The organism is Kineosporiaceae bacterium (assembly GCA_016713225.1).
Taxonomy (GTDB): domain Bacteria; phylum Actinomycetota; class Actinomycetes; order Actinomycetales; family Kineosporiaceae; genus JADJPO01.
The window spans coordinates 120,382-135,863 of the sequence record JADJPO010000002.1 but is presented as its reverse complement, the minus strand read 5'-3'; the positions used below and the strand labels follow the sequence as shown (position 1 = coordinate 135,863).

Sequence of the window (15,482 nt, the reverse complement as noted above, 5' to 3'; positions counted from 1 at the left end):
GCGTTGGACCCGACTTGGCTCAGGCTAGTGTCGTCCGGTTGAGTTGATCTTGGTGATGATGTCGCGGATCTCGTGCGGTAGGGGGTCTTCGGCGGTGATGGTGTGGGCGCCGGCCTGGATGGTGATGGTGCGGTAGCGCCGCAGGGTCCGCACGAACTTCTTGATCGACCAGTCGGTGGTGGTCTCGATCCAGTGGGAGATGGCCAGGGCGGCGAACACGATGGTCAGGTGGGCTTCGATCGATTCCTTCTTGTGGTGGTAGATCGGTCGGGCTGCCAGGTCGTGCTTGGACATGCGGAAGGCCTTCTCGATCAGGTAGAGCCGGTGGTAGGCGCCGATCACGAAGTCGGCGGTGATCGCGGTGCCGTCGGGGCAGGCGGCCAGGTTGGTGACGTAGCCCTTGATCCCGGCCAGGGACCGGGCCTTGGTTTCCAGGGCGCGGTTGACGCTCTTGTCGGCGCCGGTGAGTTTGACGAACCGGTTCCGTTTGATGGCGGTCTTGCCGGCGACGGCCTTCTCGGCCTTGGCGACCTGTTCGTCGATGCCGCGTAGCGTGCGCCGGCCACGATCAGCGCGGTACTGGTAGTAGATGACCTGGTCGCGGCGGGTGTCCTTGGCGCCGGCGGGCCAGGGTTGGGTGAAGATCTGCCCGTCGGTGAACGGCTCACCGGGGTTCTTGGCCTGCCAGGTCCGCACGCAGTAGGGCAGTTCGGGGATCTTCACGGCGAGGATGAACGACAGGCCCGCTTCCTCGATCGCCTCCTGGTTGGCCGCGGAGATCATCCCGGCGTCGGCGACCACCGTCACGTCTCTGAGTTGGTGAGCGCGCATGAAGGCCTCGATGACCGGGAGCATGGTGGCCTTCTCCGCCTTGTTGCCCTCGAACGCGTTGACCGCCAACGGGAATCCCGATGCGTCGGTGAGCAGGCCGATCGTGATCTGTGGTTCCAGGCGGCGTTCCTTGGAGAATCCGCTCTCCCGGAACCCGTCTCCCTGATCGGTCTCGAAATACAGGGTGGACACGTCGAACAGGACCAGGCTGGCCGGACCCAGCCCGGCATGGGCGGCGCATGCCGCGGACAGCTTCTGCTGCCAGGACGCCTTGGCATACATCGGAAGTCGCCGCTTCAACGTCGCATACGACGCGGCCGGCACACCCGCCTCCTCCAACACCCGGGCCGCGTCGAGCTTGCTGGTCGGCTCGATGATCCGGGCCAGCACCAGATCCCGGAACACCCCGTCCCCACCGGCCGCGGCATCGAACCCCAGGACCTGGTAGGCACGACTCAACGCCTCCCACAGGTACCCCATCCGCGAGGCCGTGATCGGCAACGGAGCACCCCGACCAGCAGACCCACCCGACCCACCCTCCAGGCCGAGGTCGAGCTCACCCTGCCCGGCCGCCACCTGCTGCCACGCCGCGGCCTTCAACACCTCCCACTCGGCATCGGTGTGCGCCGACCCGACATGAGTGATCTCCCGCGACCCCCGCCGCGACGAGTGCACGATCTGCACCGCCCGCGCACCCGAAGACGTCCGCACCGTCCGAACGTAAGGAGACACCCACCGAGCCTACGACCCACACCCCCCGGCTAGTGCACACCAAACCCATGATCAATCAACGTCGCCGCAGGTCACAGCCCCGCAACACACCAAGATCACCAAACGTGAGCCAAGTCGGGTCCCGCCGAGCTCGTCTGCCCGGCGCCCTCGCGGCCGGTGTCAGCCGGCCCGGTGTCAGGCAGTGACCGGCAGATCCAGTCCCTGATCGTGCCGGCGGGGATGGCGCGGGTGTCCATACCGATCTGGCGTTGGAACAGCAGCGGCATCGGCGGGTTCCAGACCCGTTCGTGCGGGTCGTAGGACGCCACGCAGGCGACCGAACCGGAGGGTTGCCGGATGCGGTGGATGACGGTGGCCAGGACGTCGGCTGGCGTGACGGACATCTTCTGCGCCACTGAGCCTTGCGCGAGAGTGAGGAGTCGTCCGCTGCCATGCATCCCGCATAGCGTCGGTCAGGGTGCGAGTGGGATGAGGCCTTTGACGCGGGCGCGGTGTATCTGGCCGCGGACGGTGTTCAGGCTGACGTCTTGGCCCTCTTCGACGAGGGCTTGGTGGACGTAGATCGAGGGTCGGCGGGCTGAGTCGCCGCCGGCTGCGACGGCCTGATTGAAGAGTCCGGCGACCTTCTCCAGTTGGCTGCCGGCGGGGCGTGACCGGGCGCCCGGCCGGCTCGGCGCGGTGAGGGTCTCCAGGGTTCGGGCGGCGGCTTGGCGGGCGTCCTTACTCAAGGCACGGGACGTGGCCTTGGTGGCCAGCAGAACCGCAAGGGTGGCGCGGGCGGCCTCGGCGATCTCGCCCGCTCTGAGCGAGCGCAGCGCGGGGTGGTTCACCTCGACCAGCCCGCCCGTGCCCGGCACCGGTTCGCCGTCGGCATCGAGGGTGAAGCTGCGGATGTCCAGGCCGACCAGCATCGTGCGCCCGTCCACCCTGGCCAGGTGACAGGTCAACGTGTACGGGCCGTCGGCCTCTGGCCAGGCCAGTTCCACGTGACTGCCGTCCGGAGCGGGGGTGAGCCACTCGACGTCCGGCGCGGGTTGCACCGGCGTTGCTGGGCGTGTCCTGCGGCTGCGCACTCCGCCACCCTACGGGGGTAGGGGCTGCGCGGTCCTACCAGCTGCCCCGGTGGCCGCCACTGCGTCGAGGGCTCAGGCGGCAGGCGGATCGTATTCGCCGTGGGTGCAGACACGGCAGTAGCGCGCTCGTCCGCTCGGCCAGCGGCCGCTGAGTGACGGACCCATCTCCGTCCAGGGCGCCCAGACATGGCCGAGTCCTTGGCAAGCCTGTTGCAGGGCGCAGTCTGGGCAGGACCCGTCCACGCTCACCGCGCTGGCGGGAATCGGCTGGATGTCGACGCCGCACCGCCAGCACGCGACAGTGGCGATGTCTTCCTCCGTGACGGGCGTGGCGTCGTCCTCTGGGCCGATGTCGACCGCAGCACGCGGCGCTTCACCGTTGACTCCGATGACGTGCCCCTCTTCGACGCGTGGTCGGGGATGACGGGCACGGTGACGACGGGGGTTCACGGAATGACGGTCAAGGGCCGTCACAGACTCGCTCGGTTCGATCGACGCGGTGCGTTCTTGGTCATCGGTGGGCTTCTTCACGCCGTGAACCGTTGCCAACGGACGTTCGTCGACCCGTCACCCATCGGGCCGATGACGGATAGGTGACGAGGCCACGCGGTGGGGTAACGGTCCGCTGACGAAGGTGAGTACCCCCACCGGCCTTTCCGCCCCAGATCGGATGACGGTGCAGGTCAGCGCCCGTGTTACCCCCTGTCTCCGCATCCGGGTGACGGGCCGGGAGAACGGGATCGCCTCAGGGGTGACACCCGTGGCCGACCCGCGGGCCGGGGTGATGACGGATGACGGATTTGGGGGTCAGCCGCTATTACCCGCGTACGCGTATACGTACGCGGGAAAATGTGGAAAAGGCTCTGATCCGTCATCCGTCATCACCCTCCTGGCGATGCCGCGAACGCCAGGCGCGGGCCCCCCGTCGCCAAGGGCACCGATCTGGCCACGGGCACCGGGCGGACGCCTGCGACAGCCTCTGGACACCGTCGGCGTCAGACCCGGCGCCCCTGGACGGCATGCCCTTCCAGTCTGCGATGACCACGGCGGGAGTCCTTCCGAGGGCCGCTCAGGCCCTGCGCCCGGGGCGCCTTCGCCCGCCCTTGTGGCGACGAGACCCCCTCTGGTTCAGGCGGGAGCGAGCTAGAGGTAGTGACGTCACTACGCGAGCTGCACGCCCGCTGGGCGCGGCCCGGCGGGGCCGCCCCACCACGTCGACCGGGCGCGGTCGAACCCACTGGCACAACCACCTGAAGCGGCGCGACTCAGCGACAGTCGCGTACCTGCAACGCCTGGTACGTCCCTACGGTCCGTGCTACTTTGTTGCGACCGAGCGATCTCGGCTCAGCCCGACTGCATCAACTCACCTGGAGGTGCCACATGGGCACGCTCACCCGCCTCGCCGGCGAATCACGCACCAGCCTGACGCTCCCCCAGGTCTGCGCGGAGCTGCAGATCTCGCGATCGACGTTCTACGACTGGCGGGCCAAGGGCCGCGCTCCTCGGTGCATCAAGCTGCCGAACGGCGCGATCCGGGTGCGGCGCTCCGAACTCGACCGGTGGCTGCGCGGCCGCGAGGAAGCGGCTTGAGGCAGACCACCTTCGACGTCCGCGTCTGGTCGGTCGAGAGGTACGTCGGCAAGCGCGCCACCAGCTATCGGGTCACCTGGTTCGTCGCCGGACGCCGATGGAAGTCGGTCTTCCGGACGGCCGCAGCTGCCGACAGCTTCCGGTCCGAACTCGTCGCGGCCCAACGCAAGGGCGAGGCCTTCGATATCGAGAGCGGTCGCCCGGTGAGCACCATCCGCGGCTCGGTCTCGAGACTCACCTGGTACGACTTCGCCTGCCGGTACATCGACATGAAGTGGCCCGACGCATCGCCGAACCACCGCAAGTCCATCGCCGAGGCGCTCGCCTCGATCACCCCGGTGCTGCTCACCATCGAGGTCTCCACGGACGAGGCCCAGGCGGCGCGCTCCGCGCTCTACAACTGGGCGTTCAACACCAGACGACGCGGCACCCCCGAACAGCCTGAAGACGTCACGGCCCTCCTGGACAGCCTTCAGCGGCACGCCCGTCCACTGGGCGACCTCCAGCAACCCGACGTCCTGCGCTTGGTCGTCGAGCGGATCTCCACCCGGCTGGACGGCCAGCGCGCCGCGGGACGGTCCACGACACTCAAACGCCGGATCCTCTCCAATGCCTTCTCCTACGCCGTCGAGCTCGGGGTCCTCGACCACAACCCGCTCACCACGCTCAGCTGGAAGACCCCGCGCACAGCAGGCACCGTCGACCGCCGCGCCGTGGCCAACCCCGACCAGGTCCGCGCCCTGCTCGACGCGGTCCGGAACACCCCGCGCAGCGGACCACATCTGGTCGCGTTCTTCGGCTGCCTGTACTACGCCGCGCTGCGCCCGGAGGAGGCCGTCGCCCTTCGACCCTTCGACCTCGACCTGCCCGACGGCGACGGCTGGGGATGGATCACCGCCTGCCGCGCCGCCCCCGAGATCGAACGCCAGTGGACCGACGACAACACCCGGCGCAGCACCCGCCAGCTCAAGCACCGCAGCCGTGGCGAGTCCCGCCGCACCCCCGCACCGCCGGCCCTCGTCGCCCTGCTGCGCCACCACCTCGCCACCTGGCCCTGCGGCGAGACCGACCCGATCTTCCGCGGCGAGCGCGGCGAGGCCCTGTCCAGCCTCACCTACCGCACCATCTGGCGACGTGCCCGAGATCGGGCACTCACCGCCGCCCAGGCCGCTTCCCCCCTCGCCGCCCGCCCCTACGACCTGCGCCACGCCGCCGTCTCCACCTGGCTCAGCGCCGGCGTCCCCGCGCCCCAAGTCGCCGAATGGGCCGGACACAGCGTCGAGGTCCTGTTGCGCGTCTACGCCAAGTGCATCGACGGCGGCGTCGACGCCCACCTCACCCGGATCCAGGCCACCATCGGCGAGGCAACGACACCAAACGGTGGGGCGCCGGTGGGGCGGAAGGACACCGAAGACCACTCCGACCCGACCACGACCGGACAGGACGAGAACAGCCCCTGACCACGTCACCGCTGGTCAGAGGCTGTTTACTGAGGAAATGCGCTGCGCGCCCGAAGGGATTCGAACCCCTAACCTTTTGATCCGTAGTCAAATGCTCTATCCGTTGAGCTACGGGCGCTGGCGCTGCTGACCGCAGGGACAGCAGCAGGAGACGATGTTAGCGGACGGCCCCCCGACTGGCCGAATCGGATTCGGGGGTGTGTCCCGCGCCGCGTCAGTGGTGATGCTCGGCGGCGTCCGACTCGGCCTTGGTGGCGTGGACGGTGCCGTGCGGGTGCTCCGGCGGGCCGTAGATCGAGTAGACCTTCAGCGCGTCGTCCCCGATGTTGGTGATGTTGTGCCAGGACCCCGCCGGCACCAGGACCGCATCGTCGTCGGCCACCTCGCGCTCGAACGTCAGCTGGTCGGACGCCGGACCCATCTGCACCCGACCTCGCCCGGATTCGATCCGCAGAAACTGGTCGATGTCGCCGTGCACCTCGAGCCCGATCTCACCGCCCACCGGGATGCTCATGACGGTGAGCTGCAGCGTCGTCCCGGTCCAGATCGTGGTCCGGAAGGCCGTGTTCTCCAGCGTGGCCGCCTCGATGTTCACGACATACGGGTCTGATCCGTGATCTGCCATGACCTTCACGCTACCCCGGCCGGATCACCGAGGCGCCAGCGCGGCGAACTCGGCCAGCAGCTCGGCCGAGGCCCGCAGCCGCAGCACTCCGTTGGCGGCGTCGCGACACGGCGCCGGACGCACCAGTACCGCGGCGTCCGGACCCTGGCCGTAGGTGAACCGGACCCACTCGGCTGCCGCCGGCGCCGCGCACCTCGGCGCCGAGGCAGCGGCCACCTGGGCGGCTGTCATCGGGGGGATCGTCTTGGCCGCCAGGGCATCGAGCGGCCAACCGCCAACCGGGGTGGCCAGCACCGCCGCGAGCCGCGCGCTGCGCGCGGCGTCCAGATCGAAGGCGGCGGTCAGCGCGCCGTCCGGACCGTATCGGCACCACACCGCGGTCACCGGGGCCAAGGCCCGGTAGCCCACGGGAAGCACCGTCCGGTCGCGATCGGCGCGCGGCGGGTAGGCGACCTGCCCGGACGACGCCGCGCACCGTCCCGGGTCGGCCACCGACACCCCAGCCCGGTGCGCACCGGTCGGGCCGCCGATCGCCAGGGCCAGCGCCACGGCGGTCAGCACCCCGGCGACGGCCGCCGTCGGGGTGTTCTGCCCAGCTCGGCGTGGCACCGGTCCTCACCTCTTCGACCCGCAGGATTCACCTACCCGTCCCCCCATCGTCCCCCACTCGTCCCCCACTCGTCGTGGGCAGGTGCAGGGTCGACTCGCGGGCGGGTCGGACCCTCCGGCAGGCAACCCTGGCGTGATATCCAACACGCCGTCCGCAACCAGGGCAACATGCGGCTTCACCTGCGGCTTTGACCTCCAGAGGTGATCGGCCCGAGTGACCCGTACAGTTCATGGGGACCTCTGTCCGGGGGACGCCGAAAGGCGACCCCGTAGGGTCGAAACAGCCGTCCACGTGAGCTGCCGTCCGGCCGGCAAACGTGGGTTGAGACGACGCCGCTCTGGGGCGTGCCCCCGAGCGTTTCCCCAAACGGGTCCGAGCTCGAGGAAGGCAGCCACGTGACCACATCCACCACCACTGACGCCCCCACCAACCATGACGCCCTCAAGGCGTGGGTGGACGAGATCGCCGCCCTGACCAAGCCGGACGCCGTGTACTGGTGTGACGGCTCCGAGGCCGAGAACGAGCAGATGATGGCCAGCCTGATCGCCGGCGGCACGTTCACCAAGCTCGACAAGAAGCCCGACAGCTACTGGTGCGCCTCCGACCCCAGCGACGTCGCCCGGGTCGAGGACCGCACGTTCATCTGTTCGGTCGACCCCGAGGACGCCGGCCCCACCAACCACTGGATGGCCCCGGACGCGATGAAGGCCACCCTCACCCCGCTGTTCGACGGGGCGATGCGCGGCCGCACCATGTACGTGATCCCGTTCGTGATGGGTCGGCTCAATGCCGAGAAGCCCGTGCTGGGTGTCGAGATCACCGACAGCCCCTACGTGGTCGTCTCGATGCGCATCATGACCCGCATGGGCCAGGACGTGCTCGACGCCATGGGCACCGACGCCCCGTTCGTGAAGTGCCTGCACAGTGTGGGCGCCCCGCTCGCCGACCACGAGCAGGACGTGCCGTGGCCGTGCAACGACACCAAGTACATCAGCCACTTCCCCGAGAGCCGCGAGATCTGGTCCTACGGCTCCGGTTACGGCGGCAACGCCCTGCTGGGCAAGAAGTGCTACGCCCTGCGCATCGCCTCGGTCATGGCCCGGGACGAGGGCTGGATGGCCGAGCACATGCTGATCCTCAAGCTGACCAGCCCGGCCGAGAAGTCCTACTACATCGCCGCAGCGTTCCCGAGCGCGTGTGGCAAGACCAACCTGGCCATGCTCGAACCCACCGTTCCCGGCTGGAAGGCCGAGATGATCGGTGACGACATCGCCTGGATCCGGTTCGGCCCCGACGGCCGGCTCTACGCGCAGAACCCCGAGGCGGGTCTGTTCGGCGTCGCCCCCGGCACCGGCTGGGACACCAACGCCAACGCGATGCGCGCCGCCGCCGCCGGTGGCTCGATCTTCACCAACGTCGCCCTGACCGACGACGGCGACGTCTGGTGGGAGGGCGCCACCAAGGAGCCCCCGGCGCACCTGACCGACTGGAAGAAGCGTTCCTGGACGCCGGACGGCGGCGAGCTCAGCAGCCACCCGAACAGCCGGTTCTGCACCCCGATCAAGAACTGCACCATCCTGGCCGAGGAGTACGACGACCCGCAGGGCGTGCCGATCTCGGCGATCCTGTTCGGCGGCCGCCGTCGCGCCGTCGTCCCGCTGGTGACCGAGGCCCGCGACTGGGCGCACGGCGTGTTCATCGGCGCCACCACGAGCAGCGAGACCACCGCTGCCGCCACCGGCGCCGTCGGCGTCGTGCGACGTGACCCGATGGCGATGCTGCCGTTCATCGGCTACCACGCGGGCGACTACTTCAAGCACTGGCTGTCGATCGGCAAGACCGCCGACGAGACCAAGCTGCCGAAGATCTTCTTCGTCAACTGGTTCCGCAAGAGCGAGGAGGGCCGCTTCCTGTGGCCCGGATTCGGCGACAACAGCCGCGTGCTCGAGTGGATCATCGGTCGCATCGAGGGCACGGCCGACGCGGTCGAGACCCCGATCGGCATGGTGCCGGCGCACGGCTCGCTCGACGTGTCCGGCCTGGACATCTCGGAGGCCGACGTCGACGAGGTCACCTCGGTGGACGCCGAGGCCTGGCGCAACGAGGTCCCGCTGATCGAGGAGTGGTTCGCCAAGATCGGTCCGAAGACGCCGTCCACGCTGCTCGACGAGCTGGACTCTCTGAAGACCCGTCTCGGCATGCAGTGATCTCAGCACTCCGTTCCTGACTCCAACCCCCGGGTCATCCTGGGCAACAGAGTGTGGGTGGCCGGTCTCCGTGGTGGGCGACCGGCCACTCCTCTGTTTGAGCCCTCAGCCCTCAGCCCCTCAGCCCTCAGCCCCTCAGCCCCCAGCCCCCAGCCCCCAGCCCCCAGCCCCAGCCCCCAGCCCCATGATCACCGTTGGATCGCAGTTTGCTCCGCCTGGACCGGTGCAAACTGCGATCTAACGGTGATCATGGCCGCAAGGGGGAACTTCTCCTGCGGAGGCGGCGGGAACCGCGGGAAGGAGGCCCGCTCCGCGCGCCTCCTTGCCACTCCCGGCACCACCGCCGCCTCCGGCCACGAGAAAGCCCCGGGCTGACGCCCGGGGCTTCTCGTTGGCGGAGGCGGCGGGATTTGAACCCGCGATGGGGTTTTAGCCCCAAACCCGCTTAGCAGGCGGGCGCCATAGACCGGACTAGGCGACACCTCCTCCTGACTGCGCCAGGGTAGCGGTCGCAGCCGACAGCGGGCAAAGCGGTAGCCCCGGTGACCGATCGGCCGATCGAGCGATTCCTCGGCATCCCCCGGCAGGGCTCGGTGCCCTCCGGAACGACCACACAGAGTCACCCTGTTGTGACACAACCCTAGTGCCACGGCCCTCCGTTCCCGGTCTGTGCCCGAGACCACAGCCGAGCCCCTGACCTGCAGTGATGGCGATTACTGAACGCCTTGGAGTGCGTTGCGGCGGCAGGGTTTCGACGGCCATCGATGCCCTCGACAGACCGACCGTATGCGACGATGATGCCTACCGAACATGCACGGCACGATCCGATGACCTGGCCGTCGACCGCGCGACCATCGGATGGGCTCCCGTGCACCATTCCTCGGAGGTGCCTGCTGTGACCCAGGTCGCGCCGCACTCCGGTCGGCATTCCTGGCGCGACTCAGAGGCTCCGATGCGTCGTCGCGACGCCCGAGAGGCCCAGCGTGGTCACCACGGCCAAGCTCAACACACCTCGTCCGCACCACCACCCGATGGCTACACCGACGCGTCCGGGCCCTCCATGCCCTCATCGGGCGCGCCCCGAGGGTACGGCCCGGAGGCCGTCACCAGCCTGCAACGTGACCCCGATCCGGCACGCGGACGACACGCCACGAGTTACGGGCAGAACTACCCCCGGGTCGTCGGCTGGACGTTGCTGGGCACCCTCCTGCCCGGTGCCGGGCTGATCGCCGCCGGGCGCCGGATCAGCGGCACCATCGCCATCGCCATCGCCTCACTGGTGTTCTCCGCCGCGGTCACCTTCGCCCTGGTGGGCGATCCGGTGGGCCTGGTCGGCTCGATGGTGAGCAACCCCAACCGGCTGATCGTGCTCGCGGTCGGTCTGCTCACGATCCTGCTGCTCTGGGTCGCCGTGGTGCTCGGCACCCACGCCTCGCTGCGGCGATACGCCCACCTGGGCACCGGGCAGCGGCTGGTGAGCTCGCTGCTGGTCGCGGCGCTGGTCACCCTGGTGGCGCTGCCCACGGCCAAGGCCGGTAGCTACGCCCTCATCCTGCGCGACACCGTGACGGGCATCTTCGGCAGCGGCACGGGTACCACGACTGCCGGGGGCGCCCGGCCCAACAAGGCCAACGGCGGCGACCCCTGGGCCAGCCTGCCCCGGGTGAACGTGTTGCTCATCGGTTCGGACGCCGGGGCCGACCGGATCGGCATCCGCCCCGACACCCTGATCCTGGCCAGTATCAACACCCGCACCGGCGACACCGTGTTGTTCTCACTGCCCCGCAACCTGCAGAAGGTGCCCTTCCCCCCGGGCAGCCGGCAGGCCGCCGACAACGTCGGGGGCTACTTCGAGTGCCAGGACGCCGCCGGCGTGCCCCAGTGCCTGCTCAACGCCATGTGGACCTTCGGCGAGGAGAACTGGAAGCAGTACTACGCCGATCAGCCCTCGGCCTACGACGCCGGCCTGCGCGCGACGTCCGATGCGGTGGAACAGGTCACCGGCCTGCCGGTGCACCAGTACTCCATGCTCAACCTGCGTGGGTTCATGCAGTTCGTCGACGCCATCGGCGGCATCACGGTCAACGTCCGGCAGCGCCTGCCGATCGGTGGCAGCTCCGAGAACCACACCGCCACCGGCGGCTGGATCGAGGCCGGCCCGAACCAGCACCTCGACGGCTACCACGCCCTCTGGTACGCGCGTTCGCGCTGGTCGACCGATGACTTCGACCGGATGCGCCGCCAGCGCTGCGTCATCGGTGCCGTCATCAAGGAGGCCGATCCGGCCAAACTGGCCCTGGCCTTCCCGCAGATCGCGGCTGCGGCCAAGTCCAACATCACCACCGGCATCCCGCTGGCCGATCTGAGCGCCTGGGTGAGCCTGACCCAGAAGGTGCAGAAGGCCACGGTGCGCTCGCTGCCGTTCACCTCCTCGGTGATCAACACCGCCGACCCGGACATCGCCGCGGTCCACCGCCTGGTGCAAGAGGCCATCAACCCGACCGCCGAGCCCACCCCGTCCGTCGAGCCGTCACCGGCAGCGACCCCCGGCAACGGCAAGCCCACCCCGTCCCCGAGCAAGTCCGGACCGGCGGACACCAAGCAGGCCCAGGACATCAACGCCGTGTGCTGACGCTGCCCCCTGGACAGCGCCGGCGGAACTGCAGCGGCCGCACCGAAACGGCGATCGGGCTGCTCACCGTGATGGTGAGCAGCCCGATCGGCGTCGTGAACCGGGTGTCGAGCCTCAGGCAGGCGTGACGCGCACCGGGAACTTCTTGATCCCGTTGACGAAGTTCGACCGCACCCGGGTCACCTCGCCGGCCAGTTCGATCGAGCCGATGCGCGGCAGCAGCTCCTCGAACATCAGCCGGATCTCCAGCCGGGCCAGGTTGTTGCCCAGGCACAGGTGGGGGCTGGACTTGCCGAACGTCATGTGGTCGACGTTCGTGCGGGTCAGGTCGAGGGTGTACGGCTCGGGGAAGACGTCCTCGTCGCGGTTGCCCGAGGCGAACCACATGACGACCTTGTCGCCCTCCTTGATGGTCTTGCCGTGCAGCTCGATGTCGCGGGTCGCCGTCCGGCGGAAGTGATAGACCGGCGAGGCCCAGCGCAGCAGCTCCTCGAGCGCCCCTCCGATCCGCGAGGGGTCCTCCTGCAGGTACCGCAACTGCTCGGGGTGGTTGATCAGCGCGAGCATGGCGTGACTGATCGAGTGCCGGGTGGTCTCGTTGCCGGCGATCACCAGCAGCGTGAAGTAGTTCTCGAAGTCCTTCTGGCTCAACGGAATGCCGTCCTCGGGCATGCGGTTGGCCAGGATCGAGATCAGATCGGTGCCGTCGCCCCCGGTGCGCTCGGCCTTGAGGTTGTTGCCGTAGTCCCAAACCTCCTGCACCGTCGGTGAGCGGAACGGCAGGTGCTTGTACTTGTCGCTCTCGGGCAGGTCGGCGCGGAACTTGGTGTAGTCGGGGTCGGTGTTGCCGACGAACTCGTTGCCCCAGGCGATGAGCTGGCCGGTGTGCTCCTTGGGGACGTCGAGCAGCCGCGCCAGCACCTGGATCGGGAAGTCGGCGCTGATCTTCTTCACAAAGTCGAACTCGGGCGTGCTCAGCGCCTCGTCGACGGTGACCCGGGTGAGCTGGCGCAGGAAGTCCTCGTACTGACGCAGGTTGCGCGGTGAGAACTCGCGCTGCACCAGCTTGCGCAGCGCCGCGTGACGCACGCCGTCCGTCTCGAGGATCGAGCGACGGGCGTCCATCAGATCGTCGTCCACCTCTTCGATGTTGACGAACTTGGACGACGTGAACGTGTCCGGGTCGCCGTCGACGGCGGCGATGTCCTCGTACCGGGTGACCGACCAGAACCCCTTGTTGGGCGCGGGCTCGTCACTCCAGTGCAGCGGGTCCTCGCGGCGCAAGGTATCGAACTGCCCCCAACCCAGATTGTCCCGGAACGAGTCCAGGTTGTTCAGGTCGATCTGGTCCAGGGGGACGGGGGTCGGGGCGATCACTGCAGCTCCTTCGCTCGCGGGGCGGTCGAACTCAGATGTGGTACGTGTACTCGCGGAACTCCCAGTCGGTGATCCACTGGGAGAAACGCTCGATCTCGTTGCGCTTGTAGGCCAGGAAGGTCTTCACGAACGCCTCGCCCAGCACCTCGGTGATCTCGGCATCCGCCTCGAGGGCATCCAGGGCCTGACCCAGGTCGCTCGGCAGCTTGGGCGAGATCTCGGGGTTGTAGCCGTACCCCTCCAGCGGCGCCGGCGGCTCGATCTTGTCGCGGATGCCGACGTAGGCCCCGGCCAGCAACGCACCGATGGCCAGGTAGGGATTGGCGCTGGAGTCGCCCAGACGAAGCTCCAGCCGGGCGGCGCTGCCGCGCTCGGGCGGGATGCGCACCATCGCGGAGCGGTTGTCCAGACCCCAGTCGATCAGCCAGGGCGCCAGGGTGTCGGGCCCGAACCGCTTGTAGGAGTTGATGGTCGGGTTGCTCACCGCCGCCAGGGCAGCTGCGTGCTGCAGCACGCCACCGATGGCCCACCGGGCGACGTCGGACAGGCCGTGCTCGCCCTTCGGGTCGTCGAACAGCGGGGTGCCGTCGTCCGACCAGGTGGAGAAGTGGATGTGGAAGCCCGAGCCACCTTCGTCGTTGAACGGCTTGGGCATGAACGTGGCCAGCTTGCCCACCGAACGGGCGAGCTCCTTGACGGCGGCCTTGAACCGGTGCGCCCGGTCGGCGGCATCGAGCGCCTCGGAGTGCCACAGGTTGATCTCGAACTGGCCGGAGGAGAACTCGTGGTTGGCGGCGACGACGTCGATGCCGTAGGCCCCGAGCTGGCGCAGCGCGTTCAGCAGGACATTCTCCGGGTCGCCCTTCAGGCCGGAGACGTACACGTTGCCCGGGGACTCGCCGTAGCGCTCCCAGCCGGTGGGGGTACGGGTCGATTCCTGCAGCAGGTAGAACTCCAGCTCCGGGCCGGCGACGGGCTTCATGCCGAGCTCGGCGAACTTGCCCACCACCCGGCGCAGCACCTGCCGCGGTGATTCGTCGGACGGGGACCCGTCGGGGTTGTACAGGTCGGCGATGCAGTGCGCGACGCCCTGCTCCCACGGGATCGGCTGCATCGTCGTGACATCCGGCACGGCCACGATGTCGGGCAGACCGGCGGCCAGACCGCCCTCGATGTCGACGACGTCACCCATCGGCGTGGTGCCGTAGACCGAGCGGCAGAACGCCACGCCGTGCCCGGCCGTCCGCGCGAAGCGGTTGACCAACAGGTCACGGCCACGGTCGGTGCCGATCAGGTCGGCATATCCGAGCCGGATGACGTCGATGCCCTGTTCGGCACACCGGTCCGCAGCGGCCTGCAGAGCACTTTCATCGACGTGAGCCACGCCACACCTCCATTCGTTTGGGCACGAACAATATCCGTCCCTCACGACGGCGACAAGAGGTTCCCCTGTGACCGACCGAGCGATTATCGTACGGAACCTAACGACTCGCAGAGCCTGGACACCCGGAGGACCGATGACCGATGTGAAGGGGTTCTTCTACCCTCGCACAGCCCAGGGCAATTCCGGCGTCATCCCCTCGCCACCCTGGTTCTACTCCGGCGACCTGCTCACCGTGGAGTACCGCACCGACCCGGCGCGGGTCGCCGAGTTGCTGCCGGCCCCGCTCGAGCTCGCCGAGGAGGACCCCGGCGCGGTCGCGCTGATCTGGGCCGACTGGCAGTCGTGTTCGACCTCGCGCGCCGAACTGCTCGACCCGGTGCGCGCCCAGTACAAGGAGGCGTTCGTCGTCGTCCGCTGCTCCTACCGCGGGACGACGTACTCGCGATGCGTCTACATCTGGGTCGACAAGGACTTCGCCATCGCCCGCGGCATCCACCAGGGCTATCCCAAGAAGCTGGGCTCGATGTGGCAGACACGGCCGCACCCGTTCGCCCAGGGCGCGCCGCAGATCGGCCCGGGTGGGATGTTCGGGGCCACCCTGGCTGCCGGCGACCGACGCCTGGCCGAAGCCGTGGTGACGCTGCGCGAGCCGAGCCAGACCAACGGGTTCGTCAACGGCCACCCGATGGCCCACCACCGGATCTACCCGGGCATCGGTCGCGGTGAGCCGGACGCGTTCGCCGAGCTGATCTCGTCGTCCGGGGCCGCGTTCGAGCGGGGCCAGGCCTGGACCGGGGACGTCGACGTGCGGCTGTTCCCCTCCCCCACCGAGGAACTCGACCGGCTGAGCGTCGACGAGATCATCGGCGGCTACTACTGCCAGGTCGGGGTGGTCTGGGACGGCGGCACCTCACTGGAGCGATTGACCCCTTCGCCCTAGCCAGCGACAGCACCGGCAGTT

Annotated in this window: 13 protein-coding genes and 2 tRNA genes; 5 read left to right on the top strand and 10 right to left on the bottom strand. The window is 68.9% G+C overall.

Features of this window, described 5'->3' with window-relative positions:
- Window positions 1-24: 24 nt before the first annotated feature.
- The 4 genes from IPK24_06720 to IPK24_06705 form a co-directional block, all read right to left on the bottom strand.
- Entirely contained in the window at window positions 25-1,515 is a 1,491-nt protein-coding gene (locus tag IPK24_06720; protein MBK8075254.1) for an IS1634 family transposase, read from the bottom strand.
- Between the two features lie 143 nt (window positions 1,516-1,658).
- Window positions 1,659-1,946 (bottom strand): hypothetical protein, encoded by a 288-nt coding sequence (locus tag IPK24_06715; protein MBK8075253.1) that lies wholly within the window; start codon window positions 1,944-1,946, stop codon window positions 1,659-1,661.
- Window positions 1,947-2,015: 69 nt separating this feature from the next.
- Window positions 2,016-2,636 carry a hypothetical protein gene (locus IPK24_06710; GenBank protein ID MBK8075252.1) on the bottom strand — a complete coding sequence of 207 codons (621 nt, stop codon included), beginning with the start codon at window positions 2,634-2,636 and terminating at the stop codon, window positions 2,016-2,018.
- A gap of 72 nt (window positions 2,637-2,708) precedes the next feature.
- On the bottom strand, window positions 2,709-3,167 hold the full coding sequence (locus tag IPK24_06705; GenBank protein ID MBK8075251.1) for a hypothetical protein: 459 nt from the start codon (window positions 3,165-3,167) through the stop codon (window positions 2,709-2,711).
- A gap of 849 nt (window positions 3,168-4,016) precedes the next feature.
- On the opposite strand from IPK24_06705, the gene IPK24_06700 reads away from it, so the two are divergent.
- Complete coding sequence (locus tag IPK24_06700; protein ID MBK8075250.1) at window positions 4,017-4,226, top strand: helix-turn-helix domain-containing protein; 210 nt, start codon at window positions 4,017-4,019, stop codon at window positions 4,224-4,226.
- Complete coding sequence (locus tag IPK24_06695) at window positions 4,223-5,686, top strand: tyrosine-type recombinase/integrase (protein MBK8075249.1); 1,464 nt, start codon at window positions 4,223-4,225, stop codon at window positions 5,684-5,686. The genes IPK24_06700 and IPK24_06695 overlap by 4 nt, the downstream gene beginning before the upstream one ends.
- 45 nt (window positions 5,687-5,731) lie before the next feature.
- Here the strand turns inward: IPK24_06695 and IPK24_06690 are convergent.
- The 3 genes from IPK24_06690 to IPK24_06680 form a co-directional block, all read right to left on the bottom strand.
- Window positions 5,732-5,804, bottom strand: a tRNA-Arg gene (locus tag IPK24_06690).
- A 96-nt stretch (window positions 5,805-5,900) separates the two neighbouring features.
- Window positions 5,901-6,311, bottom strand: coding sequence for a cupin domain-containing protein (locus tag IPK24_06685; protein MBK8075248.1), 411 nt, complete (start codon window positions 6,309-6,311; stop codon window positions 5,901-5,903).
- Window positions 6,312-6,335: 24 nt separating this feature from the next.
- Window positions 6,336-6,920, bottom strand: a complete 585-nt coding sequence (locus IPK24_06680) for a hypothetical protein (GenBank protein MBK8075247.1) — start codon at window positions 6,918-6,920, stop codon at window positions 6,336-6,338.
- A gap of 396 nt (window positions 6,921-7,316) precedes the next feature.
- Between IPK24_06680 and IPK24_06675 the strand changes: the two genes are divergently transcribed.
- Window positions 7,317-9,128 carry a phosphoenolpyruvate carboxykinase (GTP) gene (locus IPK24_06675; protein ID MBK8075246.1) on the top strand — a complete coding sequence of 604 codons (1,812 nt, stop codon included), beginning with the start codon at window positions 7,317-7,319 and terminating at the stop codon, window positions 9,126-9,128.
- A 392-nt stretch (window positions 9,129-9,520) separates the two neighbouring features.
- On the opposite strand, the gene IPK24_06670 is transcribed toward IPK24_06675, so the two are convergent.
- A tRNA-Ser gene (locus IPK24_06670) sits at window positions 9,521-9,614 on the bottom strand.
- 574 nt (window positions 9,615-10,188) lie between these two features.
- Here IPK24_06670 and IPK24_06665 point away from each other — a divergent pair.
- Entirely contained in the window at window positions 10,189-11,760 is a 1,572-nt protein-coding gene (locus IPK24_06665) for an LCP family protein (protein ID MBK8075245.1), read from the top strand.
- Window positions 11,761-11,874: 114 nt separating this feature from the next.
- Here IPK24_06665 and IPK24_06660 read toward each other — a convergent pair whose 3' ends face one another.
- A complete protein-coding gene (locus IPK24_06660; protein ID MBK8075244.1) occupies window positions 11,875-13,137 on the bottom strand; it encodes a cytochrome P450 in 1,263 nt (420 codons plus the stop codon).
- 31 nt (window positions 13,138-13,168) lie between these two features.
- Window positions 13,169-14,521 carry a glutamine synthetase gene (locus IPK24_06655; protein ID MBK8075243.1) on the bottom strand — a complete coding sequence of 451 codons (1,353 nt, stop codon included), beginning with the start codon at window positions 14,519-14,521 and terminating at the stop codon, window positions 13,169-13,171.
- A 133-nt stretch (window positions 14,522-14,654) separates the two neighbouring features.
- Between IPK24_06655 and IPK24_06650 the strand changes: the two genes are divergently transcribed.
- Window positions 14,655-15,461: an acetoacetate decarboxylase family protein gene (locus IPK24_06650; GenBank protein MBK8075242.1), complete on the top strand. Its 807-nt coding sequence runs from the start codon at window positions 14,655-14,657 to the stop codon at window positions 15,459-15,461.
- The last annotated feature ends 21 nt before the right edge of the window (window positions 15,462-15,482 follow it).

Excerpts from the sequence above, each read along its gene's own strand:
- IPK24_06650 (MBK8075242.1), top strand. The coding sequence starts at position 14,655 with ATGACCGATGTGAAGGGGTTCTTCTACCCTCGCACAGCCCAGGGCAAT.
- IPK24_06685 (MBK8075248.1), bottom strand. The coding sequence starts at position 6,311 with ATGGCAGATCACGGATCAGACCCGTATGTCGTGAACATCGAGGCGGCC.
- IPK24_06715 (MBK8075253.1), bottom strand. The coding sequence starts at position 1,946 with ATGTCCGTCACGCCAGCCGACGTCCTGGCCACCGTCATCCACCGCATC.
- IPK24_06665 (MBK8075245.1), top strand. The coding sequence starts at position 10,189 with ATGCCCTCATCGGGCGCGCCCCGAGGGTACGGCCCGGAGGCCGTCACC.
- IPK24_06700 (MBK8075250.1), top strand. The coding sequence starts at position 4,017 with ATGGGCACGCTCACCCGCCTCGCCGGCGAATCACGCACCAGCCTGACG.